The sequence below is a fragment of the Kangiella sp. genome (assembly GCF_048265365.1).
In the GTDB taxonomy this organism is placed as follows: Bacteria; Pseudomonadota; Gammaproteobacteria; order Enterobacterales; family Kangiellaceae; genus Kangiella.
Window position 1 is genome coordinate 1,183,974 of record NZ_JBLXBT010000001.1, and the last position, 26,568, is coordinate 1,210,541.

Genomic DNA, 26,568 nt, shown 5'->3' on the forward strand with positions numbered 1-26,568 from the left:
GACAACAATCCCGGAGGATAACAATGAAACGTTCGGTTCAATTACTACTAGCTCTTACAGCTGCTTTATCTTTGGCTGCATGTAGCACAACTAAGCCAGAAGAAGAGCAAGTTGATACAACCGCTCAGGAAGACGCAGCAGCACAAGCTGAAGCTGAAGCCTTAGCTCGTCAACGCGCTGCTGAAGAAGCTGAAAGACAACGTATCGCTGCTTTACTTGATGAAAATGTCATTTATTTTGATTTTGATGATGACTCTATTCGTAGCGAATATGTAGAAGTTCTTGAAGCTCATGCTGGTTACGCTAAAAGCAGCGGTAAAAGTGTTGTTTTAGAAGGTCACGCTGATGAGCGCGGTACTCCAGAGTACAACTTGGCATTGGGTGAGCGTCGTGCAAAATCAGTTGCTCAGTTAATGAGAACTTATGGTGTTTCTGATTCAAACATTGATGTCATCAGCTTCGGTGAAGAGTCTCCAGCAAACCCTGCACATAACGAAGAAGCATGGCAAGAAAACCGTCGTGTAGAGATTAAATATCAGTAATGAAAAACGTTGTATTTAATCTATTAGGTGCAACATTACTCACAGCTTCGGCTGTGAGTAATGCCGCCGCACCAGTTGTTGACGCCAGAGATATTTCAGCTGTTCAACAACAGCAAACTAGCCAACAAAATCAAATTATGGCTGAGTTGATTATGCAAGTGAATCAACTCCAGCAAGAAGTTCGCCAACTTCGTGGCCAGGTTGAAGAGCAAGATTACAGAATCAAGCAGCTAACCAAACAGCAGCGTGAACTTTATCTTGACCTGGATCGTCGATTGCAAGGTGGAGCTGCATTGTCTACCTCAGAAACTGAAGAGCTCAGCTCTGAAACTGCCGATAAAGGTAACAATGGTTCAAGCAATCGGGCCCAACAAGCTTACAATCAAGCTTTCACACTATTCAATGAACAAAAGTATCCACAAGCTAAAAGCGCTTTTAAAACTTTTGTCAGTGACTATCCTAAAGATCCGTTAGCGTCTAACGCGCATTATTTATTAGGTCAGTTGCATTTCAGCGATAAAGAGTATGCTGAAGCAGAAAGCCAATTCAAAGCAGTGTATGAGCAATTCCCTGATACCAGTATCAAGGATAAAGCCATGCTGAAGCTTGCCCAGGTTCAGGAGCTTAAAGGTGATAAGGCTGCGGCCAAAGCCACTTACCAGCAAGTTAGCAAACTGTTCCCCAATACGACCGCAGGTCGATTGGCTAAAGCCAAACTCGATACCCTGTAAGATCATCAAATAGTCTCTAAAAGCTGTCTTTAAAGGCAGCTTTTGCTACAATCCGCGCATATTTTCATCATTTCCAGCCAGAGTCCCTGTATTGAGCTCACTCTATGAGTAAATTACGTATCACTGAGATATTCCATTCGTTGCAAGGCGAAAGTCTGACCGTTGGTGTGCCAACAGTGTTTGTACGCCTTACCGGATGCCCATTACGTTGTGTCTATTGCGATACTGATTACGCCTTTGGCGGTGGTGAGTGGATGACCTTTGAAGAAATATTGGCGCAAATCAAGCAATATGGATGCGACCATGTTTGTGTCACCGGTGGTGAACCACTAGCGCAAAAGCGCGTGTTCGAGTTCTTCAAGTTACTCTGCGATGAAGGCTATAAAGTTTCCACTGAAACCGGCGGTGCGCACGATCTCTCACCAGTTGATTCGCGCGTTATGATCGTCATGGATCTGAAAACCCCAGATTCACAAGAAATGGCTCGTAATTTATACTCAAATATTGATCTCTTAAAACCAACCGACCAGGTCAAGTTTGTCATCTGTAGCCGTAAAGACTACGAATGGTGCAAAATGACCGTAGAACAATACGACATCACCAGCAAGTGTGAAGTTTTGTTCTCACCCAGCTACGGGCAGGTTGAGTATGCCGATTTAGCAGAGTGGATATTGAAAGATCGACTCAAGGTGAGAATGCAGGTTCAGTTGCATAAAATCATCTGGGGGGAGAAAACCGGCGTCTAAGACGCTAAAATGCTTTTATACTTCGTTATACGACTTAAATATAATCCTCATTTACTGCATGTAAAATCCGATTCTATTTAAGTCGAAAGCCTCGTCTAAAAACATTTTTTCAGCCTTAGATAGAGTGTGACAAGATTGATACGAGTATTAGTTGGTATATAGTATGAACAAAAGAGCAGTAGTATTACTTTCAGGCGGTTTAGACTCAACAACAGCTTTAGCGATTGCTAAATCGCAAGGCTATGACTGTTATGCTATGAGTTTTAACTATGGCCAGCGCAGTTTGGCTGAACTCAAAGCTGCCAAGAAAGTTGCTCAATTAATGGATGCCAAGGAACATATCATTGTGAATCTCGATATGAGTCAAATTGGTGGTTCTGCTCTAACCGACCATTCCATTGATGTACCCACTGAAGGTCTGGAAGAGGGCATTCCAGTCACTTACGTCCCTGCTCGTAACACCGTTTTTTTGTCGATCGCATTAGGTTGGGCTGAAGTTCTAAAAGCTGATCATATTTTTATCGGTGTCAATGCAGTGGATTACTCCGGCTATCCCGATTGCCGTCCTGAGTTTATCAATGCATTTGAAACGATGGCTAATCTCGCCACTAAAGCAGGTGTCGAAGGGCAAAATCTGGCCATTGAAGCACCTCTTATCGATCTTACTAAAGCTCAAATTATTGCCGAAGGTATGAAGTTAGGCGTTGATTACAGCCCCACCGTTTCCTGTTACAAGGCGACTGACGATGGCAAAGCCTGTGGTGTTTGCGACTCTTGTCGTCTTCGAAAGCAGGGATTTGAAAGCCAAGGTTTTGTCGATCCAACGCGATACATTTAGTTAAATCTATCAGCGGCTGTCATTGAACAGTTGCCTTGCTGACATGGATCTTTCAAGCAAACTTCATCACTCTTACACACAGCAAGTCACATCTGATTTGTCATAAATCATTCACTGTTTGACAGTCTGATGACAAACCATTCCAAGGTTTTGAAACATAATAAGTTATTGATATTTATTAAAATAATTGATTCGAAACTGTAATTTAATTCATTTGTCGATATTCGTGTTTTGCTCACAATGGAATTGTTTTTAACCACCATTCAATTGTTAAAGGAGTAATACCATGAATACACAAAACAACATTATCAATCTTCTGTTCGCAACTTCAATCATGGCTGCAAGTACCGTTCAAGCTGGTGAAGTCGACAGCTTTAATGACTATAAGGAATTCACTTCGAGATATGGTCAAAGTAAGACAATTGCTCTGTCGGATCGTTTCGGTTCGCAGTGGATACAAGTCAGAAACTATCTCGGTAGAGAATTAATGTGGCTTAAAACTTCAGGTAGCTCAATTTCAACCCTGTCGCAAAGCAATAACCCAGTGAAGTTGATTAACTTTAATGATCCAATTGGCACGAACTATAGTGTGAATCTAGATTCTTGTACACAAGTAGCAACCGTCGCAGAAAAAGCTCAATTGATGACTACTTTGGCAGGTGCTTTTAATTCAGTGGTTCGTGTTAACTTCGATGGCTATTGTAATGATGCCGGCCTCTTATCAGCCTGGTTCTCGTATGACGCTGGGCTTATAAAGTGGAAAGAGCAAACCATTGCCGGTGTGGTGGACTATGAACTTGAGTATGCTAAGCTGGCTGGCATGAATTATCCTGAATATGAAGGCATCGAAGTCTCAGCGAGTTTTCCGGCTGGGACAGTGATGCTCAATGAAACTGATAGCGTTGAGGCGTACATCACCTTAACCAATCAATCCGGCGAACCTGTTGAGCTGACATTCAACAGTGGCCAGCTTTTCGATATTTACCTGTACGATAGTAATGATAACCTTGTCAGTCAGTGGTCAAGCGGGCGCATGTTCACTCAAGCATTCCAGACCATCACTCTTGAACCAGGCCAGAAGAAGCGCTTTGGTGACAGCTTGGAACTAAAGGATATGTCCGGCAATAAACTGGATATCGGTACCTACAAGTTAAAGATCGAGGTCAAAACCTCCACCAGAGCCTCCGACCAGTTGTTCCAGTTGATTCCTTTTCAGGCTGAAGGGCAGCTAAGCCTGGATAGCATGATGAACCACTATTAAGCTGAAAGCCGGCTAAATCAACCGAAGCGCATTGCCCAAATAATAGACATTCAGTATAATGCGCGCGATTTTAAGGGGTTAGTCCAAGGTCAAAAGGCCGAATACTAGCCCCTTATCCTTTTAATCTGAATTCTCATACTTGAGTTCTTAATATCATGCTGACTTATAGCTGAGGAAGCATTTAACCGAATATTGATGGAGTCCGAAATGGCTATCGAACGTACTTTTTCTATCGTAAAACCAGACGCAGTTGCAAAAAATGTTATTGGCGAAATCTACAGCCGTTTCGAGCGTGCTGGTCTTCGCATCGTAGCATCAAAAATGATCCACCTTTCTCGTGAAAAGGCTGAAGGTTTCTACGCAGAACACAAAGAGCGTCCTTTCTTCGGCGCATTGGTTGACTTCATGACTTCTGGCCCAGTAATGGTTCAAGTTTTAGAAGGCGAAAACGCAATCAAAGCAAATCGTGAAATCATGGGTGCTACTAACCCAGCAGAAGCACTACGCGGTACTATCCGTGCGGACTACGCTGTTTCTGTTGACGAAAATGCTGCACACGGTTCTGATAGCCCAGAGTCGGCTGAGCGTGAGATTGCTTATTTCTTCAGTGCGGACGAGATTTGCCCTCGCACTCGATAAAAGCGGTTGTTTGGTTCAATTTTTTTGTTGCCTGAAGGATTTTTATGCTCAACGACCATTAAGGTCGCCTCCGCTGAAAACCCTTCAGGCGCCTCGAACTTGAAGCAAAACTCCACGTTTTAAGAGGATGATGGTTGTTTAGTACCATTTCTTTGTTCTGGGTTGATATTTATGTTCGACGACAAAGAAATAACAACACACATATAAAAAAGGGATGATTGATTCATCCCTTTTTTACTAAGTGACTATTGTTTACCAGAGTGCTTTTGCTATTCGTTGTGATTGCGCATAAAATGTACAAAATTTGATTGTAGCTATCCTTAATAGCTATTAATCGTGTAAAGGTGCCCTGTAATGAGTAATGAAAAAACCAACCTACTCAACCTGACGCGCGATGAGATGGTCGAGTTCTTCGTTGAACTTGGTGAAAAGCCATTCCGTGCCCAGCAGGTTATGAAGTGGGTTCATCAATTCGGTGTCGAAGACTTCGATGAAATGACCAATATCAGCAAAGTGTGCCGTGAGCGCCTGAAAGACGTTGCTGAGATCAAAGGACCTGAAGTATTAAGCGTTCAAGAATCCAAAGACGGTACCGTGAAATGGGCTTTAAAAATCCCAGGCGGTCAGGCTGTGGAAATGGTCTTTATCCCTGAGCGGCATCGCGGAACTTTGTGCGTATCGTCTCAAGTTGGCTGTGCTTTAGAGTGCACCTTCTGTTCGACTGGTTATCAGGGCTTTAACCGTAACCTGACAACGGCTGAAATCATTGGTCAGGTTTGGCTGGCCGCTCGCTATCTACATGGTAAGCATAAAAGCGATGAGCGTGTCGTCACTAATGTTGTGATGATGGGCATGGGCGAGCCTTTGGCTAATTTTGAGCCAGTGGTTAAGTCGATGCAGCTGATGATGGATGATCTGGCTTATGGCTTATCCAAACGCCGTGTAACACTAAGTACTTCGGGAATGGTACCTCAGTTGGATCGCTTGATTGACCAAGTAGACGTTGCGTTGGCAATTTCACTACACGCTCCCAATGATGCTTTGCGTGATGTTCTAGTGCCCATCAATAAGAAATACCCGATTAAAGAATTAATGGCCAGCGTACACCGTTATCTGGATCGTTCTAATGCTGCTCGTAAAGCGACTATTGAATATGTCATGCTCAAGGATGTTAACGATACTTTACAGCACGCTAAAGAACTGGCCGAGCTACTGAAGAATACGCCGTGCAAAATCAACTTGATTCCATTTAATCCTTTCCCACAAGCGAACTATCAGACTTCGACGCAGGAAGCGATTGATTTATTTAGTGATTATTTGATTAAGAAAGGTTATGTTGTGGTAACTCGACGTACTCGAGGTGACGATATTGATGCAGCCTGTGGTCAGTTGGCAGGCAAGATTAATGACAAAACTAAGCGTCAAGAACGTCGTCAGGAGTACAAGAAAGAAATTCTAGTTGATAATGTGGCGCACTAGTTCAACAAAGTGGTGAACCAATGTAGCTTGATTTTTGTCCAACTAACTGATTTATTACACAAATTAGATTTAGACATCATTATTTTCAAAAGAAAGTTGCTATAAACTGAGCGTAGAAATTGATAGGAAGTAACAATGACAAAGTATGCCAAGTGGGTAGTGGTATTTTTAACGGTAACTTTGGTGGGGTGTCAAACCACAACCACAGAGTCAACCAGTGCTGCAACAAAAGATGGTGCCGTCCAAAGAACCAAGTACGAACCAAAAGAAGCTGCTGCCAAGCGATTATCTTTGGGTTTGCAATATTTACAAGCTGGTCATATGGAATGGGCTAAGCAGAATCTTTTAAAAGCTTACGAGCATGATCCGGATATGCCTGATGTGCTATATGGGTTGGCTTACTACTATCAAACAGTATATGAATACGATACAGCCGAAGCTTATTACAAAAGAGCAATCAAAGAATCTCCGAGAAATGCGGACTACCTCAATGCTTATGGAGTCTTTTTGTGTGATTCTCGCAAGAAGTATGACGAAGGTATCGGCTATTTCTTAAGAGCTGTTGAGCAACCGAATTATACCTCAGTTGGAGCTGCCTACGAAAACGCAGGCTTCTGTGCCGTAAGAGCAGAGAAGTATGAGCTTGCAAAGCAGTATTTTGAGAAAGCGCTATCCTTTAATCCCAGCTTAGCACGCTCTTTGTACGGCATGTCTGAAGTGAGTTATGCAACAGGAAACTATCGCTTAGCAGAAGCTTATATGTTCCGCTTTGAGGCTCAAACGAGTTCAACCCCAAAGTCATTGCTGCTGGGTTATAAAATAGCAAAAGGCCTACAGGCACGTAGTAATATGCGAGGGTATGGAGAGAAATTATTGGAGCTTTATCCGGATTCTGATGAGGCTCAAGAATATATTAGAATTAGATAATTAATGTCAGAAACTGATCAAACTCTAGAACAAGACGTCCAATTCAGCCCCGGTAGCCTGTTAAAGCAGGCTCGAGAGCGGGCTGGTATTTCCATTGAAGATGTGGTGCAGAAGTTAAAGCTGACGCGTCAAACCGTAATCTCAATCGAAAGTGATGATTACTCCGCGGATCTTCCCGCAACCTTTTACCGAGGATACTTACGGAACTATGCGGAGTTATTGAAGTTGGACGATGATGATATTGTCGAGAATTTTGATAACTTTTGTAAGCGCAACAATCTATTCACTCAAAATGAGCAATCATTAGCCACCATTGAACTGGAGAAGCCCCTTACCTCCAGCAACTGGATGATTAAGACTGTGACCACATTGCTCATTCTGCTGGTACTCTTGGGCTTATATTATTTATTGGTCGAGAAAAAAATCTGGCAACAGTTTACTTCCTCTACACCAAGCATCTCTGAACAAAAGACCATTCTAACGCTGGGACAAAATGAAGAAGGTGACCTGTTACTTTCAGAACCAGCAACCTCTGACTCAGCCAATGATTTAGCTGATAGTGCGGACTTACAAGAGCAGACAACAGTGTCTGAGGATGATATATCGGAATTAGCACCTGCTGAAGAGTCAGCAGTGGCAACTCTGCCAGAAGGGACCAGTAATATAGCTTCAGATAGTACTAAGAGCGGAGCTGGTGGCGATCTTGTACTGGTATTTTCTGATGATTGCTGGGTTAGAATTACTGACGCCAACGGCAAAGTGTTGGCCTTAGGGATAAAGCAGGGCGGAACATCTATCAGTTTGTCTGGGCCAACCCCTATTGAGCTAACACTTGGCAAGCCATCTGCTGTACAATTGTCCTATCAAAATGAACCCGTTGATTTGTCGAGCTATCCTGATACTCGGGCTGCTCGACTAACTCTTGGTAATTAATACCTTGGTATTTATCTAATAGATTCAACAACCTATATTACGAAATATTATGAACGGTCAATCTTGGATTAGCCGACGCAAATCGCGTCAAATTATGGTGGGCAATGTACCTGTTGGCGGTGATGCGCCGATTGCGGTGCAAAGCATGACCAATACGGAAACCTGTGATGTGGAGGCGACGGTTGCTCAGATTCGTGCACTGGCTGACACCGGGGCCGATATTGTTCGAGTATCCGTGCCTACGATGAAAGCCGCCGAGGCCTTTAAACTCATTAAGCAGCAATCCCCAGTACCATTGGTAGCTGATATTCATTTCGACTATCGAATTGCCCTGAAAGTGGCGGAATATGGCGTTGACTGCTTGAGAATTAATCCTGGCAACATTGGCTCCGAAGAACGGGTTAAAGCGGTTGTTGAAGCGGCCAGAGCACGTAATATTCCTATCCGGATCGGCGTTAATGCCGGTTCTTTAGAAAAAGACTTGCAAGAAAAGTATGGTGAGCCGACCCCCGAAGCTTTAGTTGAGTCTGCTTATCGCCATATCGAAATGCTGGAGCGCCATAATTTTAAGGATTATAAGATCAGCCTTAAGGCTTCTGATGTCTTCATGACCGTTGCAGCTTACCGCATTTTAGCCAAAGAAATTGATAACCCACTACATCTTGGCATTACTGAAGCCGGAAGTATTCGCACAGGTGCTGTGAAATCGGCGGTTGGCCTAGGAATGTTATTGGCAGAAGGTATCGGCGATACCATTCGGGTCTCTTTAGCAGCTGATCCGGTCGAAGAAGTCAAAGTTGGCTACGATATCCTGAAAAGCTTAGGTTTGCGTCAACGTGGCATTAACCTGATTGCATGTCCATCCTGTTCGCGTCAGCAGTTTGATGTGATTAAAACCGTCAACGAACTTGAGCAACGTCTCGAAGACGTTAATGAGCACATTGATGTGGCTGTGATTGGTTGTGTGGTCAATGGTCCTGGCGAAGCTAAAGAAGTCACGATTGGACTGACTGGCGGTTTCAAGAAAAGCATGCTGTATGAGAACGGTGAAAAAAGTCATAAAGTCGCTAATGAGAGTCTTGTAGATGAGCTCGAAGCTCAAATACGACGTAAGCTCGCTGAGAAACGCGAGAAAGCAGAAGAAATCACCAAAGGAGCTGAACAGCTTCCTGTCACCCAGGTTCGTTAACAACGCATATCCTGATGAAGAGTTTGGCGGAAAAAGCTACTGTTTTCCGCCAAATTCGCTATAATCTCGCACTTTAATCCAATTTTACAACTGACGGAGCCAGGCTAGTTTTGGCGGAAAAAATACAAGCAGTCCGTGGCATGAATGATATCTTGCCGGACTCAACACCACATTGGCAAAAATTAGAGTCGGTGCTCAGGCAGCTGATGGCCAGTTATGGCTACAACGAAATTCGCATGCCGGTCGTTGAAAAGACTCATCTTTTCAAGCGCTCTATCGGCGAAGTGACTGATATCGTTGAAAAAGAGATGTACACCTTTGAGGATCGTAATGGCGATAGCTTGACCTTGCGTCCAGAGGGAACAGCCAGTTGTGTGCGTGCAGGAATTGAGCACGGCTTGCTTTATAACCAGGAGCAGCGCCTATGGTACATGGGACCAATGTTCCGTCATGAAAGACCACAAAAGGGTCGCTACCGTCAGTTCCATCAGCTTGGTGTCGAAACCTTTGGGGTTGGTACGCCGGATGTGGATGCGGAACTTATCCTAATGACCGCACGTCTATGGAAGATGATTGGTATTCACAGCTCGGTGCATCTTGAGATCAATTCATTAGGTTCGAATGAAGCGCGCGCTGAGTATCGTGATAAATTGGTTGCTTTTTTGGAGCCGATTAAAGACCAGCTGGACGAAGACAGCCAGCGTCGTTTGGCTACCAACCCGCTGCGAATTCTGGACAGTAAAAATCCTGATGTGCAAAAGTTGGTTAAGGATGCACCTAAATTAAGCGAGCATTTAGATCAGGAATCAAAACAACACTTTGAGCGCCTATGTCAGATCCTGGATACTAACAATATCCCCTATACCATCAACACTAATTTGGTGCGTGGTTTAGATTACTACAATCGAACAGTATTTGAATGGGTGACCGACGAACTCGGCGCACAAGGTACGATTTGTGCCGGTGGTCGTTATGATGGTCTAACCGAACAGTTAGGCGGTCATGCAACGCCAGCCAGTGGTTTTGCGATGGGGCTTGAGCGGATTGTCGCTCTGATTCAAGAGATGGCTCCTGAAGAAGTGGCTACAGCTGACGTTTATATGGTGGCTCTCGGTGAACAAGCTGAATTGAGTGCCTTGCAATTAGCCGAGCAGTTGCGTGATCAGTGGCCTGCGGTAAGAGTTCGAATGAACTGCGGTGCTGGTAATTTCAAGAAACAATTTAAGCGTGCTGATAAAAGTGGCGCTAAAATTGCACTCGTTATTGGCGAGCAAGAAGTTCAGGATGGCACGGTTGGGGTGAAATACCTGCGTGAACATAAAGAGCAGTTGGTGGTGTCGCAGCGTGATGTTTGTCAGTTGCTTGAGCAGTACTTAGTATAAAAAGCATTTGGTATAAGTAGTTAATATAGATTAAATCGATTATTGAGGAGGCCGACAGTGGCTTACGAAACAGAAGAACAACAGGTCGAAGCGATAAAGCAATTTTGGAAGGAAAATGGTACCTCGATTATATTGGGTGCTGTGATTGGTTTTGGTGCTTTGTTTGGTTGGAATTATTATCAAGACCATAAAGAGAGTCAAAGTGCTAAGGCATCAATGGTTTATTCTGAAGTGTTGTCTTTATCTGATACAGCAGACGCAACAGCACTGGCGAACAAGGTTAATGGCCTTAAGACTGATCACGCTGCATCAAGTTATGCTTCATTAGCGGTACTGACTCTTGCGGAGCAACTGGTTAATGACAATAAATTTGCTGAAGCTGCGGAACAATTGAAGTGGGTTGTTGACCAATCTAACGACACTTTTGAATCCATTGCACAATTGCGACTAGCTCGTGTGCAGTTACAGCTCGAGCAGTTCAGCGACGCAGTTGCTACTGTAGAGGCGATTGATGAACAGGCTTATCAGGCAAATGCATTATTGGTTAAAGCTGAAGCTTTGTTAGCTCAAGGTGAAACAGAACAAGCTAAAAGTGTCTTAATTGAAGCTCGCGATGCAGGTGAGGGCGCGGTTAACCCGTTACTTCAAATGCGTTTAAGCCAGCTTGGCATTGATAAATAATAGATACTTTTAACGGGATATACTTATGATTTCAGGTTGGACACAACGAATTTTCACTTTATTAATGGCTGCTACATTTTTAGCGGCTTGCTCCGATGAAGTGGTCAACCCTCCGAAAGAACTTGATGATATTGAGGAAAAATTCTCAGTACAGTCCAGTTGGGTTGATGTCATTGGACAGGGTGATGAAGAAAAGTTTAACAGTCTATCCCCAGCGCTTTGGCAGGATAAACTTATAACGGCTGATGTTAAGGGCCTTATAACAGCTTTTGAGATTAAGTCGGGCAAAGTGATATGGGAAACAGACCTGAAGCAACCTTTATCTGGCGGTGTGACTGCAAATGCCGGCCTGGTAGCTGTAGGAACCAAGAACGCTCAAGTTCATGTACTTGATGTTAACGATGGTAAAAAGTTGTGGCATGTTGATGTGACTACTGAAGTTTTGGCTAAACCTGCAATCAGTGACGGCCGATTAGTAGTGCGCACTCCGGATGGTCGTATTTTTGCATATTCGTTGGCCAGCCAAAAACAAGATTGGTTCTATGACCGCATTATCCCTAACCTGACATTGCGTGGTACGTCAGCTCCGGTAGCAACCAGTGGTATTGTTATAACTGGTTTCGCAAACGGTAAAATGGCTGCTTTCAATTTGCGAACGGGTGACTTGATATGGGAACAACGAATCTCTGCACCTCGTGGCAGCTCTGAAATTTCTCGGATAGTTGACGTTGATTCAACCCCAGTTGTTTACTCCAACTATTTATATGCTGCTGGTTTTAACGGTTTTGCAATTGCTATGGATTTGACTAATGGCCGCTACTTGTGGCGTGAAGAAGCTTCGGTCACCGAAGAGTTATTAGTTGATGCTAGACGCGTTTATATGGTTGACACTAAAGGTCGAGTCGTGGCTCTGGATCGTATTACAGGGGAAGAAGTGTGGACTCAGGAAGGCCTCTTGTACCGTAAACCAACCGGTGCCGCGGATAATGGTGATTATATTGTGTTAGGAGACTTTGAAGGTTACCTGCACTGGTTAGATAAAAGCACCGGTGAATTTGTTGCACGCACGTACTTGGACCGATATGGCATAGCCGGAAAGCCTATCGTCACTGATGAGCATGTGATCGCAACAACACGTTATGGGTACCTCCACGTTCTGGAAAACCCGCTTGCAACATCTTCTGAAGAGTAATATTCATGCTACCAGTTATCGCTCTCGTTGGTCGTCCCAACGTAGGTAAGTCAACATTATTTAATCGATTAACAAAATCGCGCGATGCACTGGTAGCTAACCTGCCTGGTCTAACTCGTGACCGTCAATATGGGCAGGCAACTTTAAAAGGCCAAAAATTTATTGTCGTTGATACCGGCGGTATCGCTGGCGATGAAGAAGGTATTGATGGGTTAATGGCTGGTCAGTCATTGCTGGCAATCACTGAAGCTAATATTGTTTTATTTCTGGTTGACGCCAGAACCGGCATGACTGCCGCTGACGAGTTTGTTGCTGATCATCTAAGACGTCAGAACAAGCCGATCATTGTGTTGGTCAATAAAGTGGATGGCATACATGCCGATGCTGCCTTGTCAGATTACTACAGCCTTGGCTATCAAACGGTACTTCCTTTAGCTGCCGCTCATGGCCGTGGCGTTAACACTTTAGTTGATACGATTTTTGATGAACTCCATCTAGAGTCTAACGACGAAGACCAACTGATTGGTTATGAGAAAGCCCAAGGATTAAAGCTTGCGATTGTAGGTCGGCCAAATGTTGGCAAATCTACTTTGGTTAATCGTTTTCTTGGTGAGGAGCGAGTCGTAGTTTACGATTTACCCGGCACCACTCGTGACAGTATCTATATTGAAATGGAACGCCGCGAAAAGAAATATACCCTGATCGATACCGCAGGGGTTAGGCGTCGTGGCAAAGTTAAAGAAACAGTGGAAAAGTTTTCAGTACTGAAAACTCTTCAGGCCATTGATGATTCGAACGTTTCCATTATGGTGATGGATGCTAGAGAGCCGATAACTGATCAGGATTTAAGCCTGATTAGCTATATCATTGACTCGGGCCGCTCAATGGTGATTGCGATCAACAAGTGGGATGGCATGACCGAAGAGCAACGCGATAATGTTAAGCATGAAATTGATCGCCGTTTAGGTTTTATTGATTTTGCTCGTATACACTTTATTTCTGCGTTACATGGTTCGAATGTTGGCCATCTCTGGGAATCCGTAGATGAAGCCTGGGCCAGTGCCCAAGTTGAAATGAGCGCTTCGAAATTGACGCGTTTGCTTGAAGAAGCCAGCGAGAAGCACCAACCACCGACTGTTCGTGGTCGTCGGGTTAAATTGCGCTATGCGCATCCGGGTGGCCATAATCCACCTTTGATCGTTATTCACGGTAACCAGTGCAGTAAGCTGCCCGAAAGCTATAAGCGTTTCTTGGTTAATTTTTTCCGTGACAAATTGAAACTGATCGGTACCCCTATTCGGTTAGAGCTGAAAGAGGGTGACAATCCTTTCAAAGGCAAGAAAAATGAAATCACACGTCGTCAACGCCTAAAGCGTAAGCGTGCGATTAAGAAGTGGGGCGGAAGATAAGTGGTTATTCGGTTGTAATGATTGGTTTCCAAAGGTTTTTTATTTTATGTACTGTTGCAATTTTAACTGGTTGTGCTGCAAATGGGCCTGCTTTTCAGGAGCAGACAGCAACAGAAGTTGATGATGGAACAGTGTATTTTTACAGAGTTTACAGTTCCCTAGGAGCAGCCGGCTCGCCCTACCTTTATATTAACGGTAAATATAAAGGTAAGTTAAAGCCAGGTGGATATCTATATCTTCACTTACCTGAGGGAAGCTATGAAGTGACATTAGGGAGTATTGATGGCCCAGATAGTAATTGGAATTGGGCTCCAGACCCTTTTGTGCTTCCTCTTCATATTAAAGCTGGTAAGCCACAATTTTATAAAATGATAATGTTATTTGGTGATGATGGGCCGACAATTCAGGTTGCTGGCAATATAGTAGTTCCTGTTCAAGGTAGTACCGCCACAGTGATATTAGAAGAAGTTGATAAAATTAGAGCCTTGGAGGAAATAAAAGATACAAAGCTTAGCAATTAGTTATCATAAACTTTACTCTTAATTTCTCCGTCAACAAACTTTGTAATAATAGTTTGTTGTGTTCTAGCTTCTTTAGCACTTTTTAAAGCCTTTCCTGATTCATCCCCTGTAATGGTATAACCACGCTCAAGTGTCGCCAGTGGACTGATGTTATTCAGTTTCTGCGCTTTGAGTGCCAACATCTGTTGTTTCTGTTTCAGTAAGTACTTCCAGGATTGCACTAGGCTTTTATTGGTCTGCTGTAATGAGCTTTTAGCCTGGCTAAGTTGCAGCTTTGGATTGTAGCTACGCAGTCGAGAATCTAAGTCTTTATACTCAGCCTGTTTGCTTTGTAACAAATATTTTTGCGCGCCTAATAAACTTTTGTTGAGTGACTGCAATTCAATTTTATAGCTGCTGAGTTGTTGCTTTGGATGAATAATCCGAGCAATTAGCGTATCCAGCTTTGATTGCGCAACCTGTAGTCTATGTTCAAACTCACCAGTTAAGCGGCGCTCAAGTTGTACCAGCTTACGTAGCAGCTCGCTTTGATCAGGAACCAGTAATTCGGCTGCCGCTGAAGGGGTTGGCGCTCTTAAGTCAGCCACCCAGTCGCTAATAGACGTATCCACCTCATGACCCACTGCTGAAACGACAGGAATATCACTTTGGCGAATTTTGCGCGCCAGCGTTTCATCATTAAAGCACCACATGTCTTCCAATGAGCCGCCACCTCGCGTGATTAGAAGCACATCACACTGGTTATGCTGATTGGCAATATCTAACTGCTCTATAAGGCTTTTAGCGGCTTTTTCGCCTTGTACCTGGCTTGGGTAAATAATCACAGGAATTTGTGGCATGCGCCGCTTGAGGACGCTTAACACGTCTCTAATCGCAGCACCGCTTGGCGAGGTGATGATACCAATCTTTTTCGGGTGCTTTGGAATAGGGCGTTTCAGCTCTGGTGCAAACAAGCCTTCAGCCTGAAGTTTTTCTTTGAGGCGGTTGAAAGCAATTTGTAGTGCGCCTTCACCCGCTGGCTCAATATATTCGCCGATTAGCTGAATATCGCCACGTGGCTCGTATAAGCTCAGCTTGGCTCGCAGCAAAACCTGCTGGCCATCTTCTGGTGTGAAGCGGGCACTGCGGTTGCGGTTTTTGAAAATAGCGCAACGTAACTGAGCACCATTGTCTTTTAGTGTGAAGTACCAGTGGCCGGAGGCAGGCAAAGCCAGGTTGGATATTTCTCCGCTAATCCAGACTTGCCCAATAACGTCCTCTAACTGCTTACGGACTTTGAAGGCCAATTCGCTCACAGAGTAAATTTTGCGCGTTTCGCCTGTTTGTTGGGGCTCAAGAATGGGTTTTATCATAGAGAAATCGAATTAAATAGTTATTTACCTTGCAATGGCTAAAGCGTTATAATAACGCGCTTCATCAAGCCAGTGCCTTCCGCATTGGCGGAATAATACGTGGAACACAATATGCGCATTATAGAGGAAGCTCTTACCTTTGACGACGTTTTATTAGTGCCGGCACACTCCAACATTTTGCCTGCTGACGCAGACCTGCGCACTAAGATTACCAGCGAGTATACCCTCAACATCCCCCTTGTTTCTGCTGCAATGGACACGGTCACTGAATCGCGTTTAGCTATTGCGTTGGCGCAAGAAGGTGGTTTGGGCTTTATTCACAAGAATATGACCATCGAGCAACAAGCCGAGCATGTTCGTCGCGTTAAAAAATTCGAGAGCGGAATTGTCAGCGATCCAATCACCATCACTCCAGATATCACCATCGGCCAAGTCAAGCAAATGACCCGTGAGCATGGTATTTCAGGCATGCCAGTAGTTGATGGAAATCAGTTAGTGGGTATTGTGACTAACCGCGATATTCGATTTGAGACCAATCTTGATAAACCAGTATCGAAAGTCATGACGACTAAAGAGCGTCTGGTCACTGTTAAAGAAGATGCCAGCCAGGAAGAAATTTACGACAAGCTGCACGAGTTCCGTATTGAAAAGTTGTTAGTGGTAAACGATAACTTTGAATTGAAAGGTTTGATCACCGTTAAAGATATCAACAATGCCGAGACGAAGCCTAATGCCTGTAAGGACCGCTATGGTCACTTACGTGTTGGTGCTGCCGTGGGTACTGGCACTGAAACGGCTGATCGAGTTGCTGCGATAGTTGCAGCAGGTGTCGATATTATCTTAGTTGATACATCGCATGGTCATTCGCAAGGCGTATTAGATCGTATCAAATGGATTAAGCAAAACTACCCAGATAAGCAAGTGATGGGTGGTAATGTTGCCACTGCTGCTGGTGCGCGCGCTTTGGTAGATGCGGGTGCCGATGGTGTCAAAGTAGGGATTGGCCCAGGTTCAATCTGTACAACACGTATCGTAACCGGTGTTGGCGTTCCTCAAATTTCAGCGGTAGCCAGTGTTGCAAAAGAGCTTAAAGGCTCTGGTATCCCATTTATTGCTGATGGCGGGATCCGCTTCTCCGGTGATATTTGCAAGGCTATAGCCGCTGGCGCTTATAGCGTTATGGTCGGCTCAATGCTTGCCGGAACTGAAGAAGCTCCAGGCGAAGTTGAGCTATTCCAAGGACGTTCATATAAGTCTTATCGTGGTATGGGCTCATTAGGCGCCATGTCACAAAAGCAGGGCTCAAGTGACCGTTATTTCCAGAGCTCAAATGCTGCTGATAAATTGGTACCGGAAGGTATCGAAGGTCGCGTTCCTTATAAAGGTTCAATGACTCAGATTATTCATCAGATGATGGGTGGCTTACGTTCTAGTATGGGCTTGACCGGTTGTTCAACCATTGAAGAAATGCAGAACAAAGCGGAATTTGTACGAGTAACTAATGCTGGCATGAACGAAAGTCATGTGCATGACGTTGCTATCACAAAAGAAGCACCGAACTATCGCGTGAAGTAATCAACAGACTGAGAGTTGATAGTTCTACCAGCTCTCCGTGTGTTTCGAGATAAAAAAGAGATGGATAGATTTAAAGCCGCAGAACCAGTCTGCGGCTTTTTGATTTTTTTATTAATGTGTTTATTTATACCTAACTTGATTAAAGGTAATGACAATGCAAGAAAATATTCATGAACATCGAATTCTTATTTTGGATTTTGGTTCGCAATACACTCAGCTAATCGCCCGTCGTGTGCGCGAAATTGGAGTTTATTGTGAGTTAGTACCATTCGATGTTGAAGAGGAATTCATTCGTGAGTTTAATCCTAAAGGAATTATCTTATCAGGTGGTCCAGAATCAGTAGCTGGAGAAAATACCCCTCGTGCACCGCAGTGTGTATTTGAACAAGGTGTGCCTGTGTTGGGTATTTGCTATGGGATGCAAACCATGGCAGATCAGTTTGGTGGCCGTGTTGGTGGCTCAGAAAAACGTGAATTTGGTTACGCGGAAGTTTTCACTAAGACCCACAGCGCCTTATTTGAAGGCATCGAAGACCGATTCGATACAGAAGGCCATCCGGTACTCGACGTTTGGATGAGCCATGGCGATAAAGTACTTTCTGTACCAGAAGACTTTGTGGTTATCGCTTCAAGCGACAATGCGCCTATTGCAGCGATTGCTCATAAAGAAAAACCCTTCTATGGGATTCAATTCCACGCCGAAGTGACCCACACCAAACAAGGCGGTCGTATTCTTGAGCGCTTTGTTGATGATATTTGTGGTTGTGAGAAATTGTGGACAGCCGAAAACATTATTGATGACGCTATCGAGCAAATTAAACAACAAGTCGGTGATGACGAAGTTGTGCTGGGCTTGTCGGGTGGTGTTGATTCGTCAGTAACTGCCATGTTATTACACCGAGCTATCGGTAAACAGTTAACCTGTGTATTTGTAGACAATGGCTTGTTGCGATTAAACGAAGCCGATCAAGTGATGGCCATGTTTGGTGACAACTTTGGTTTGAACATTATTCGCATCGATGCGGAAGATCGATTCCTTGATGAATTGAAGGGCATTGATGAACCTGAAGCTAAACGCAAAGTCATAGGTAAAGTTTTCATTGATATTTTTGATGAAGAATCAAAGAAATTAACCAACGCACAATGGTTGGCACAAGGCACTATCTACCCAGATGTGATTGAATCAGCGGGTGCTAAAACCGGCAAGGCGCATGTTATTAAATCGCACCACAACGTTGGTGGTCTGCCTGAAAAAATGAATCTAAAGTTGGTCGAACCATTACGTGAATTATTTAAAGATGAAGTGCGTAAGATTGGTTTGGAGCTAGGGCTTCCCTATGACATGCTCTATCGTCACCCATTCCCAGGTCCAGGTTTAGGTGTCCGCATTTTGGGTGAAGTGAAAAAGAAGTATGCTGACCTGCTTCGTCGTGCCGACGCAATCTTCATCGAAGAATTGTATAAACATGATCTTTACAACAAAACCAGCCAGGCATTTACCGTGTTCCTACCAGTCCGTTCAGTAGGTGTTATGGGTGACGGCAGAAAGTATGACTACGTGGTAGCGCTTCGAGCAGTAGAAACAATAGATTTCATGACAGCACGCTGGGCACACTTGCCGTATGAGTTTCTGGAGCATGTTTCGGGCCGGATTATTAATGAGGTGGATGGGATATCGAGGGTTACATATGATATTTCCTCGAAACCTCCAGCCACTATTGAGTGGGAATAATTAGCGGAATAAATAAGTCTTTTTCGCCTTCTGCTGTGTTGTAAGTTTGCTCAATCGGTCATGGACTCTATGTCCACTCCCTCTTTGTGCGAACTTACGCCTTGCAGAAGTAGAAAAATCCTATATTTCTTCTCGCTACTTAGGACGTAAATTTATAGTTGGATAGGTGGAGCTTAATATAGTGCTCAGGGACTTTGTGTCCATTCCGCGCTAAAATCTGTTTTTGCCACGTAGATGCAGGAAAGCTGAAAACTTATAGATACCTTTGTTCTGTGGACTTAAGCCATCAAAATAACTTACTCTTGAATTTCATGACTGACTTTACTGACTTTGATCACCACTGCATGCAACGAGCTTTTGAGTTGGCATCTATCGCTGAGGAGAAGGGCGAGGTGCCGGTGGGGTCGGTGTTGGCAAAAGATGGCGAGGTGGTGGCTGAAGGCTTTAACCAACCTATTCTTAATCATGACCCTACTGCGCATGCTGAAATGATTGCCATCAGGGCGGCTGGGCAAGAGCTGGATAATTATCGTCTGGTTGATACCACGCTATACGTCACTCTTGAGCCCTGTGCAATGTGCGCTATGGCGATGGTTCATGCAAGAGTGTCGAGAGTGGTTTTTGCAACCACTGACCCGCGCACGGGTGCGGCTGGTTCTGTACTGAATATTTTGCAGAGTCCAAGCTTTAATCATCAATGTGTTGTCCAGTCAGGCTTATTACAGGAAGAGTGCAGTGAACAATTAAAACGTTTCTTTCGCAACAAAAGAGCTAGCAAGGGTAATAAATAACCAGTTATTATTTGACTTATCCGTTAAATCACTTATATTCCGCATTATGAACATGACTTTTTCTTTCAAGAAACATACTAAGAAGGCACTTAAAAAACGTGTCCTTTATGGTTGTGGGTGAAAGAAAAGTTAATTTGTTTTCTATTTCAAAGCCCGCACAGGACATCCTCTGCGGGTTTTTTTATGGCTTATAATTTTTATTAACACGATATTCGCATAACAGTTTTGGAGATTGGCGATGACAACAGCTAACACAGTACACGTTTTGAAATTTGGTGGTACCAGCGTATCTTCACGCAAGAACTGGGATACCATTGCCAAGATCGTCAAGCGAAAACGTGGTAAAGGTATTAAGGTGTTTGTTGTTCATTCGGCTGTTAGCACGGTCTCGAATCGTCTTGAGCAATTGATTATCCAGGCTATTGATGGTGACTATACTGAGGCTTATCAGGAGGTCGTAACACTTCATAATAAACTGATAGATTCATTAGGAATAACGGAAAACCTGCTTGAGGATGAGTATCTATATTTAAAGCGATTATTAGATGGAATCAACTTGCTGGGTGAGGTGAGTGATAGGACACGCGCATTAATAATGGCTCAAGGTGAGCTGTGGGCTACTAAAATTGGTGCAGATTACTTATCCCAGGTACTTGATGATAAGCCATTATGGTTGGACGCCAGGGATTATTTATACGCTAATCCACAAAGCCAGAATGACTACCTGTCTGCGGGCTGTGTATGTGACCTTGATCAAGACTTAATTAATACCACTCAAGATGTGCCGGTTGTTATCACACAAGGTTTCATTGCCAGCAATGATGAGCAGGATACAGTCTTGCTTGGGCGTGGCGGTTCTGACACTTCTGCGGCTTACTTTGCGGCTAAGCTGGCTGCAACCAGACTTGAAATTTGGACGGACGTGCCAGGCATTTTCACCGCTAATCCAAACCAAGTTCCTAACGCGCGATTATTGAATCATCTTAATTATGATGAAGCGCAGGAGATGGCTTCGGCTGGTGCCAAGGTGCTGCACCCGCGAGCTATTCGACCAGCTCAATTATCGGATATCCCCATTTTTATTCGCTCAACCATTGATTCTGAATTGGCTGGAACTCAAATCCATCATTTTGATAACCGTTGGGGCATGGTTAAAGCAATTACTGCTAAGAACGGCATTACACTAATCTCAATGGAAAGTCAGGGCATGTGGCAACAGGCGGGATTTCTGGCTGATTTATTTGCCATCTTTAAAAAGCATCAGGTGTCAGTGGATTTGGTATCGACCTCTGAGACTAATGTGACCATTAGTTTGGACAGTTTGACGCAAGTGGTCAGTGAGCGAAGACTTAAAAATCTGGTGGAAGAGTTGGCGACGATTTGTCGAGTCAACGTTATGAAAAACTGCTCGGCAGTTTCTATTGTCGGTCAGAATGTTCGCGCCATCTTGCATAAAATTGCTCCGGCCTTTTCTATTTTCGAAACCTATAAAGTCTATTTGCTATCACAGGCTGCATCGGATCTTAATCTGACCTTTGTTATTGATGATGAGCATTGCGATAAAGTGATCGCGGCATTACATGAATTATTAATCAGTAATAATCCAAACAGTGAGATTCTTGGGCCAACTGCTAAAGAACTTAAAAAGCCTGCTTCGGAAGTGATGGTTGAAAAGTGGTGGCAAAAACGTCGTGCTGAAATTGAGCATTGTCTCGAATCACGAGAGAATGCGTATATCTATAACCTTAGCGCTGTAGCGGAGAATATTAACAACCTGCAAAATATTAGTGCCGTCGATCAAATATTCTTTGCCGTCAAAGCAAACAATCATCCACAGGTGTTAACTACAGCTTATGAGCAGGGTATTGGCTTTGAAACCGTGTCAATTTTTGAGGTGGAACGTGTTAAAGAGTTATTCCCAGATATTGATACCAGTCGAATATTTTTTACTCCCAACTTTGCTAGCCGCAATGAGTACCAGAAGGCGCTCGATTATGGCGTGATGTTATCGCTGGATAGCAGTTATCCATTGAAGCACTGGGCTGAGACTTTTGCCAACAGAAACATCTTCCTTCGTATCGATCCTAATATTGGCAAAGGCCACCATGAGAATGTGCGTACTGCAGGAGCCACTTCGAAGTTTGGTATCCCTATTCAGGAATTGGAAGGTTTACTGCCCATCCTTAAAGAGCACAACATTAAAGTGCTCGGTTTGCATGCTCATGCTGGAAGTGGAATTTTGACTAATGAGCATTGGGCTGAACACGCTCGCCTTCTTGCCAGTGTTGCGCAGCAATTTCCTGATGTGAAATATCTAAACCTGGGCGGCGGTTTTGGGATTAAAGAGCGAGCTCAACAGATTGAGTTGACGATGGAGCAAATTAATCAAAGTCTGTTAGAAGTTAAAGCCCAACATCCAGGCTATCAATTATGGATTGAGCCTGGCCGATATATTGCCGCTAACACAGGGGTTCTTGTATCGAAAGTCACTCAAGTGAAACAAAAACAGAATTATTATTACGTGGGTATTAATACTGGTATGAACTCACTAATGCGGCCAGCACTTTACGGCTCTTACCATAATATCGTGAACTTAAGCAGGATTACTGACAGTAAAAATCATCTAGCAACGGTTGTTGGTCCGATTTGCGAAAGTACCGACAAGCTAGGTATTGAAATTCCTTTTCCAGACACCTTTGAAGGTGACTTGATTCTGATAGAGAATGCCGGTGCTTACGGACATGTTATGTCCACTCACTACAATATGCGCGCCCCTGCTGAGGAGGTCTGTTTACCATGAATCAGCAAGTATTAGAGTTTGATGTGGTCGACTTTAAAAATTCTTACTGAGTAGTATGATGGGAGTATGTCATGAGATACGGAGGTGTTTATGGCTCACTCTAAAATGGGTGTCTGGATTGATCACAGAGAAGCTGTTCTTGTAGGGGTCAGTGATAAAGGAATCAGCACGCGCTTTTTTAAGTCAGGTGTGGAAGAGCATATCGACGAAAAACGTGGTTCACGCTCTGAAACACCCTATGGACCACAGGGTGTTTTTGCTGAAGATAAAGCTGATAGACGGAACCAACAAATACTTAATCAGTACTATTCCGAAGTGGCATCGGGAGTTAATAACGCTGAAAACTTATATATTTTCGGCCCAGCAGAGGCTAAAAAGGAGTTTGCTAAATACCTCGATAGCCATCAGCACAACAGTAAGTTAAAAGTTGAAATTCAAGCCGCTGATAAAATGACTGAAACACAAATTATCGAAACCGTTAAGAAACACTTCAAGTATCGACCGGGTTTGTTTTGAGAAGTTGTTTCCAATAACTCATAAAAAAGGCGCTATCAGTAAGCGCCTTTTTTGATTTTAGCATGTTGCTTTATACGTGCACCACTATTGTATGAAATACTCCATCTGAATTGTGGAGTTGTCTTCCAAACCTGTCCACATTAAGCAGTAGGTTTCGTCTATTTCAGCAACAAAAGTTTTCTCAATTAACTGCGTTTCATGGTCTTCTACTGGGTAGGTGACTTCATCACCTTGATGAAAATGAAAGTTAAATTGAACCGGTTTATTGCTTTTAACTTTATAGGTTAGTTGCTGTCCTTTTTTAAGTTCTGGGCAGGCTTCGCCAATTTGATCTTTGCTAACTTTAAAATAGCCAAAGTGTTTTTGTGGTTCTTCGGCCATTGTATAAGACATCCCAAACATAGAAATGAGAAGAAGAATGTTAAGTGTTAGAGTTTTCATAGTGACTCCAGTTGGTTCATTTGTTCAGCGACCTTGCTCAAAGTTGACTCAACCTCTTCGAGTTTTTCTTTCTCTTTGCTAACTACTGCTTCAGGTGCTTTGTCAGTAAAGTTTTTGTTAGAAAGTTTGCCGCTAATGCGTTGCTGTTCTTTTTCCAGTTTTTCTTTCTCTTTGTTGAGACGAGCCATTTCCTGATCGACGTCAATTAATCCAGCCATTGGAATCAATATTTCCATTTTGCCAGCCAGAGCGGTAGCAGACATTGGTGCTTCCTGGCCTGTTTGTAGCCATTCGATTGACTCTAGCTTAGCCAGTTTGCTTAGGAAGTTTTGGTAGCTATCCAGGCGTGTTTTGTCCTGTGCTGAACCATTACGGAATAAAACGGTAAGTGGTTTTCCAGGTGCAATATTCATTTCACCGCGAATGTTACGCACGCCAACAATAATGGTTTTTAACCATTCGATATCTTGCTCGGACTGCTCATCAACCAAACCAGCCTGAACTTCAGGGAATGGCTGTAGCATAATACTGGTTTGTTCTTTGGTATTGATACCTGTTAATGGCGCTACTCGCAGCCAGATTTCTTCAGTGATAAATGGCATGAAAGGGTGTAGCAAGCGCATTAAGCTTTCAAGCACAGAAACTAGGGTATGACGCGTGCCACGTTTTTCTGCTTCACTGTATTCATCGCCGTACAGGATCGGCTTAGATAGTTCTAAATACCAGTCGCAGTAGGTGTTCCAGGTAAATTCATATAACGCATTGGAAGCCAGGTCGAAACGATAGTTAGCAACCGCCTTTTCGAACTCGGTAATGGCTTTTTGCAGTTCGCTTTGAATCCAACGATCAGCAACACTTAAAGTCATGTCGCCGCCATTGATACCTGTATCCTGCTCTTCAGTATTCATCAGAACATAGCGAGCAGCATTCCATATTTTGTTACAGAAGTTGCGATAACCTTCCACACGATTAAGATCAAAGTTAATATCGCGTGAAGTAGAGGCCATGGCGCAAAACGTAAAGCGCATTGCATCAGTACCATAAGGGGCAATCCCTTCTGGATACTCTTTACGGGTACGCTTGGAAATCTTTTCAGCATCTTTGGGATTCATCATGCCGGTAGTGCGCTTTGCTACCAATGAATCGATATCAATCCCATCAATGATGTCGATAGGATCGAGCACGTTACCTTTGGACTTTGACATCTTCTGGCCATGCTCATCACGAATTAGGCCAGTGATATAGATTTCTTTGAAAGGTACTTCGCCCGTGAACTTCAAGCCCATCATAATCATGCGGGCAACCCAGAAGAAAATAATGTCAAAACCTGTTACCAGAACGCTGGTTGGTAAGAAGGTTTTAAGTTCTGGAGTTTCTTGAGGCCAGCCTAATGTAGCAAATGGCCAAAGGGCAGAGGAGAACCAGGTATCCAGTACATCAGGATCACGCGTTAATTCTTGATCACCAAGGTTATGTTTTTCGCGAACCTCTTCTTCGCTACGTCCAACATAGACTTTGCCGTCTTTGTCATACCATGCAGGGATTTGATGGCCCCACCACAGTTGACGACTGATACACCAGTCTTGAATGTTCTCCATCCAGTGATAATAAGTATTGGACCAGTTGTCAGGAACAAATTTTATATCACCGTCTTTAACCGCCTTTAGAGCAGGTTCTGCAAGTGGTGCAATTTTTACGTACCATTGGTCAGTCAAATAAGGCTCAATCACAACACCACTGCGGTCGCCACGGGGTACTTTTAATTTGTGCGGTTCAATTTTTTCTAGTAAACCCAATTGCTCAAAATCTTCAACGATTCTTTTACGCGCTTCATAGCGATCCATGCCGCGATAAGCTTCTGGCGCAGTGTTACTAATGTGAGCGGTTGGTGTCAGGACGTTGATCATTTCAAGGTTATGCCGTTGGCCCATCTCATAATCATTAAAGTCATGAGCAGGCGTAATTTTTACACAACCGGAACCAAAGTCTTTTTCAACGTAATCATCGGCAATGATTGGAATGTCGCGGTCAGTAAGTGGCAGCTTGATGGTTTTGCCGATTAAATGCTGATAGCGTTCATCGTCTGGGTGAACGGCAACGGCTGTATCGCCAAGCATGGTTTCTGGGCGGGTAGTAGCAACTACTAAATGACCTGAACCATCAGTCAGGGGGTATTTAAGGTGCCACAAGTGGCCATCTTCTTCATGTGATTCTACTTCCAGATCGGATACTGCGGTTAGCAGTTTAGGATCCCAGTTGACCAGACGTTGGCCACGATAGATTAAGCCTTCTTCGTGGAGACGAACAAAAACCTCTAAAACCGCATTGGATAGGTCGTCATCCATGGTGAATGCTTCGCGCGACCAATCGCAGGAATCGCCTAAGCGACGCATTTGACGGGAAATAGTGCCGCCGGACTCTTCTTTCCACTCCCAGACTTTATCGATAAAAGCTTCGCGACCTAAGTCATGGCGGCTTTTGCCTTCCTTATCCAGCAAGCGCTCGACTACCATCTGAGTGGCAATACCGGCATGGTCTGAACCTGGCTGCCAAAGGGTGTTATCGCCTTTCATGCGGTGATAGCGAGTTAGCGCATCCATAATCGTATGCTGGAAAGCGTGGCCCATGTGCAAACTACCCGTGACATTGGGCGGTGGGATCATAATACAGTAGCTATCGTCACCACCTTTTGGGGAAAAGTAGTCGTTTTCTTCCCAAGTTTTGTACAAGTTTTGTTCGATCGATTTCGGGTCGTATGCTTTTTCCATGATATTGGTCTTAGCCGGTTGAACGTAATTCGAAGTGAAGCCCTGAATTATAGCGTCTGTAGCTTAGATATCTAGGATTTGTTGAACTTTCGGAGGGTTTTTGTGGCAACAAATCCTGGAATA

At 43.9% G+C, this 26,568-nt stretch carries 23 protein-coding genes; 20 read left to right on the top strand and 3 right to left on the bottom strand.

Going from position 1 to position 26,568, the window contains the following annotated elements; translation table 11 throughout:
* The first annotated feature begins 23 nt into the window (after positions 1-23).
* From pal to ACN0VI_RS05595, 15 genes are all read left to right on the top strand, one after another.
* Complete coding sequence (pal, locus tag ACN0VI_RS05525) at positions 24-542, top strand: peptidoglycan-associated lipoprotein Pal (RefSeq protein WP_331891265.1); 519 nt, start codon at positions 24-26, stop codon at positions 540-542.
* Positions 542-1,273, top strand: coding sequence for a tol-pal system protein YbgF (gene ybgF / locus ACN0VI_RS05530; protein ID WP_417446046.1), 732 nt, complete (start codon positions 542-544; stop codon positions 1,271-1,273). The genes pal and ybgF overlap by 1 nt, the downstream gene beginning before the upstream one ends.
* Before the next feature lie 104 nt (positions 1,274-1,377).
* Positions 1,378-2,019 carry a 7-carboxy-7-deazaguanine synthase QueE gene (gene queE / locus ACN0VI_RS05535; protein WP_331891261.1) on the top strand — a complete coding sequence of 214 codons (642 nt, stop codon included), beginning with the start codon at positions 1,378-1,380 and terminating at the stop codon, positions 2,017-2,019.
* 163 nt (positions 2,020-2,182) lie between these two features.
* Complete coding sequence (queC, locus tag ACN0VI_RS05540; RefSeq protein ID WP_417446047.1) at positions 2,183-2,857, top strand: 7-cyano-7-deazaguanine synthase QueC; 675 nt, start codon at positions 2,183-2,185, stop codon at positions 2,855-2,857.
* Between the two features lie 286 nt (positions 2,858-3,143).
* Positions 3,144-4,118 carry a BsuPI-related putative proteinase inhibitor gene (locus ACN0VI_RS05545; RefSeq protein ID WP_417446048.1) on the top strand — a complete coding sequence of 325 codons (975 nt, stop codon included), beginning with the start codon at positions 3,144-3,146 and terminating at the stop codon, positions 4,116-4,118.
* A gap of 207 nt (positions 4,119-4,325) precedes the next feature.
* On the top strand, positions 4,326-4,757 hold the full coding sequence (ndk, locus tag ACN0VI_RS05550; RefSeq protein ID WP_331891257.1) for a nucleoside-diphosphate kinase: 432 nt from the start codon (positions 4,326-4,328) through the stop codon (positions 4,755-4,757).
* A gap of 354 nt (positions 4,758-5,111) precedes the next feature.
* The gene (gene rlmN / locus ACN0VI_RS05555) at positions 5,112-6,236 is read left to right on the top strand and encodes a 23S rRNA (adenine(2503)-C(2))-methyltransferase RlmN (protein WP_331891256.1); all 1,125 of its coding nucleotides are present in this window, start codon (positions 5,112-5,114) and stop codon (positions 6,234-6,236) included.
* Positions 6,237-6,371: 135 nt separating this feature from the next.
* Positions 6,372-7,163 (top strand): type IV pilus biogenesis/stability protein PilW, encoded by a 792-nt coding sequence (pilW, locus tag ACN0VI_RS05560; protein ID WP_417446049.1) that lies wholly within the window; start codon positions 6,372-6,374, stop codon positions 7,161-7,163.
* A gap of 3 nt (positions 7,164-7,166) precedes the next feature.
* Positions 7,167-8,096 carry a RodZ domain-containing protein gene (locus ACN0VI_RS05565; protein ID WP_331891254.1) on the top strand — a complete coding sequence of 310 codons (930 nt, stop codon included), beginning with the start codon at positions 7,167-7,169 and terminating at the stop codon, positions 8,094-8,096.
* Positions 8,097-8,145: 49 nt separating this feature from the next.
* Complete coding sequence (gene ispG, locus ACN0VI_RS05570; protein WP_331891253.1) at positions 8,146-9,285, top strand: flavodoxin-dependent (E)-4-hydroxy-3-methylbut-2-enyl-diphosphate synthase; 1,140 nt, start codon at positions 8,146-8,148, stop codon at positions 9,283-9,285.
* Between the two features lie 110 nt (positions 9,286-9,395).
* On the top strand, positions 9,396-10,667 hold the full coding sequence (hisS, locus tag ACN0VI_RS05575; RefSeq protein ID WP_417446050.1) for a histidine--tRNA ligase: 1,272 nt from the start codon (positions 9,396-9,398) through the stop codon (positions 10,665-10,667).
* A gap of 57 nt (positions 10,668-10,724) precedes the next feature.
* Complete coding sequence (locus ACN0VI_RS05580; protein ID WP_417446051.1) at positions 10,725-11,348, top strand: YfgM family protein; 624 nt, start codon at positions 10,725-10,727, stop codon at positions 11,346-11,348.
* A 25-nt stretch (positions 11,349-11,373) separates the two neighbouring features.
* Positions 11,374-12,540, top strand: coding sequence for an outer membrane protein assembly factor BamB (gene bamB / locus ACN0VI_RS05585; protein ID WP_417446052.1), 1,167 nt, complete (start codon positions 11,374-11,376; stop codon positions 12,538-12,540).
* A gap of 5 nt (positions 12,541-12,545) precedes the next feature.
* Entirely contained in the window at positions 12,546-13,949 is a 1,404-nt protein-coding gene (der, locus tag ACN0VI_RS05590) for a ribosome biogenesis GTPase Der (protein ID WP_417446053.1), read from the top strand.
* A gap of 17 nt (positions 13,950-13,966) precedes the next feature.
* Complete coding sequence (locus tag ACN0VI_RS05595; protein WP_417446054.1) at positions 13,967-14,470, top strand: DUF2846 domain-containing protein; 504 nt, start codon at positions 13,967-13,969, stop codon at positions 14,468-14,470.
* Here ACN0VI_RS05595 and xseA read toward each other — a convergent pair.
* On the bottom strand, positions 14,467-15,822 hold the full coding sequence (gene xseA, locus ACN0VI_RS05600) for an exodeoxyribonuclease VII large subunit (protein WP_417446055.1): 1,356 nt from the start codon (positions 15,820-15,822) through the stop codon (positions 14,467-14,469). The two genes, ACN0VI_RS05595 and xseA, sit on opposite strands and share 4 nt — an antisense overlap.
* A 111-nt stretch (positions 15,823-15,933) precedes the next feature.
* Here xseA and guaB point away from each other — a divergent pair, with 111 nt between their 5' ends.
* The 5 genes from guaB to ACN0VI_RS05625 all read left to right on the top strand — a co-directional run bounded on the left by guaB (position 15,934) and on the right by ACN0VI_RS05625 (position 23,236).
* Entirely contained in the window at positions 15,934-17,397 is a 1,464-nt protein-coding gene (gene guaB, locus ACN0VI_RS05605; protein WP_417446056.1) for an IMP dehydrogenase, read from the top strand.
* Between the two features lie 154 nt (positions 17,398-17,551).
* Positions 17,552-19,129 (top strand): glutamine-hydrolyzing GMP synthase, encoded by a 1,578-nt coding sequence (gene guaA, locus ACN0VI_RS05610; RefSeq protein WP_331889930.1) that lies wholly within the window; start codon positions 17,552-17,554, stop codon positions 19,127-19,129.
* Between the two features lie 311 nt (positions 19,130-19,440).
* Positions 19,441-19,920, top strand: coding sequence for a tRNA adenosine(34) deaminase TadA (tadA, locus tag ACN0VI_RS05615; RefSeq protein WP_417446057.1), 480 nt, complete (start codon positions 19,441-19,443; stop codon positions 19,918-19,920).
* Between the two features lie 238 nt (positions 19,921-20,158).
* A complete protein-coding gene (locus ACN0VI_RS05620) occupies positions 20,159-22,720 on the top strand; it encodes a bifunctional aspartate kinase/diaminopimelate decarboxylase (RefSeq protein WP_417446058.1) in 2,562 nt (853 codons plus the stop codon).
* Between the two features lie 90 nt (positions 22,721-22,810).
* Complete coding sequence (locus tag ACN0VI_RS05625; protein ID WP_331891091.1) at positions 22,811-23,236, top strand: hypothetical protein; 426 nt, start codon at positions 22,811-22,813, stop codon at positions 23,234-23,236.
* A gap of 84 nt (positions 23,237-23,320) precedes the next feature.
* Here the strand turns inward: ACN0VI_RS05625 and ACN0VI_RS05630 are convergent, their stop codons facing one another.
* Together ACN0VI_RS05630 and ACN0VI_RS05635 are read right to left on the bottom strand one after the other, a co-directional pair.
* On the bottom strand, positions 23,321-23,677 hold the full coding sequence (locus tag ACN0VI_RS05630) for a hypothetical protein (RefSeq protein ID WP_331891089.1): 357 nt from the start codon (positions 23,675-23,677) through the stop codon (positions 23,321-23,323).
* Positions 23,674-26,445 carry a valine--tRNA ligase gene (locus ACN0VI_RS05635; protein ID WP_417446059.1) on the bottom strand — a complete coding sequence of 924 codons (2,772 nt, stop codon included), beginning with the start codon at positions 26,443-26,445 and terminating at the stop codon, positions 23,674-23,676. The genes ACN0VI_RS05630 and ACN0VI_RS05635 overlap by 4 nt, the downstream gene beginning before the upstream one ends.
* Between the last annotated feature and the right edge of the window lie 123 nt (positions 26,446-26,568).

Excerpts from the sequence above, each read along its gene's own strand:
- pal (WP_331891265.1), top strand. The coding sequence starts at position 24 with ATGAAACGTTCGGTTCAATTACTACTAGCTCTTACAGCTGCTTTATCT.
- ybgF (WP_417446046.1), top strand. The coding sequence starts at position 542 with ATGAAAAACGTTGTATTTAATCTATTAGGTGCAACATTACTCACAGCT.
- queE (WP_331891261.1), top strand. The coding sequence starts at position 1,378 with ATGAGTAAATTACGTATCACTGAGATATTCCATTCGTTGCAAGGCGAA.
- queC (WP_417446047.1), top strand. The coding sequence starts at position 2,183 with ATGAACAAAAGAGCAGTAGTATTACTTTCAGGCGGTTTAGACTCAACA.
- ACN0VI_RS05545 (WP_417446048.1), top strand. The coding sequence starts at position 3,144 with ATGAATACACAAAACAACATTATCAATCTTCTGTTCGCAACTTCAATC.
- ndk (WP_331891257.1), top strand. The coding sequence starts at position 4,326 with ATGGCTATCGAACGTACTTTTTCTATCGTAAAACCAGACGCAGTTGCA.
- rlmN (WP_331891256.1), top strand. The coding sequence starts at position 5,112 with ATGAGTAATGAAAAAACCAACCTACTCAACCTGACGCGCGATGAGATG.
- pilW (WP_417446049.1), top strand. The coding sequence starts at position 6,372 with ATGACAAAGTATGCCAAGTGGGTAGTGGTATTTTTAACGGTAACTTTG.
- ACN0VI_RS05565 (WP_331891254.1), top strand. The coding sequence starts at position 7,167 with ATGTCAGAAACTGATCAAACTCTAGAACAAGACGTCCAATTCAGCCCC.
- ispG (WP_331891253.1), top strand. The coding sequence starts at position 8,146 with ATGAACGGTCAATCTTGGATTAGCCGACGCAAATCGCGTCAAATTATG.
- bamB (WP_417446052.1), top strand. The coding sequence starts at position 11,374 with ATGATTTCAGGTTGGACACAACGAATTTTCACTTTATTAATGGCTGCT.
- der (WP_417446053.1), top strand. The coding sequence starts at position 12,546 with ATGCTACCAGTTATCGCTCTCGTTGGTCGTCCCAACGTAGGTAAGTCA.
- ACN0VI_RS05595 (WP_417446054.1), top strand. The coding sequence starts at position 13,967 with ATGATTGGTTTCCAAAGGTTTTTTATTTTATGTACTGTTGCAATTTTA.
- xseA (WP_417446055.1), bottom strand. The coding sequence starts at position 15,822 with ATGATAAAACCCATTCTTGAGCCCCAACAAACAGGCGAAACGCGCAAA.
- guaB (WP_417446056.1), top strand. The coding sequence starts at position 15,934 with ATGCGCATTATAGAGGAAGCTCTTACCTTTGACGACGTTTTATTAGTG.
- guaA (WP_331889930.1), top strand. The coding sequence starts at position 17,552 with ATGCAAGAAAATATTCATGAACATCGAATTCTTATTTTGGATTTTGGT.
- tadA (WP_417446057.1), top strand. The coding sequence starts at position 19,441 with ATGACTGACTTTACTGACTTTGATCACCACTGCATGCAACGAGCTTTT.
- ACN0VI_RS05620 (WP_417446058.1), top strand. The coding sequence starts at position 20,159 with ATGACAACAGCTAACACAGTACACGTTTTGAAATTTGGTGGTACCAGC.
- ACN0VI_RS05625 (WP_331891091.1), top strand. The coding sequence starts at position 22,811 with ATGGCTCACTCTAAAATGGGTGTCTGGATTGATCACAGAGAAGCTGTT.
- ACN0VI_RS05630 (WP_331891089.1), bottom strand. The coding sequence starts at position 23,677 with ATGAAAACTCTAACACTTAACATTCTTCTTCTCATTTCTATGTTTGGG.
- ACN0VI_RS05635 (WP_417446059.1), bottom strand. The coding sequence starts at position 26,445 with ATGGAAAAAGCATACGACCCGAAATCGATCGAACAAAACTTGTACAAA.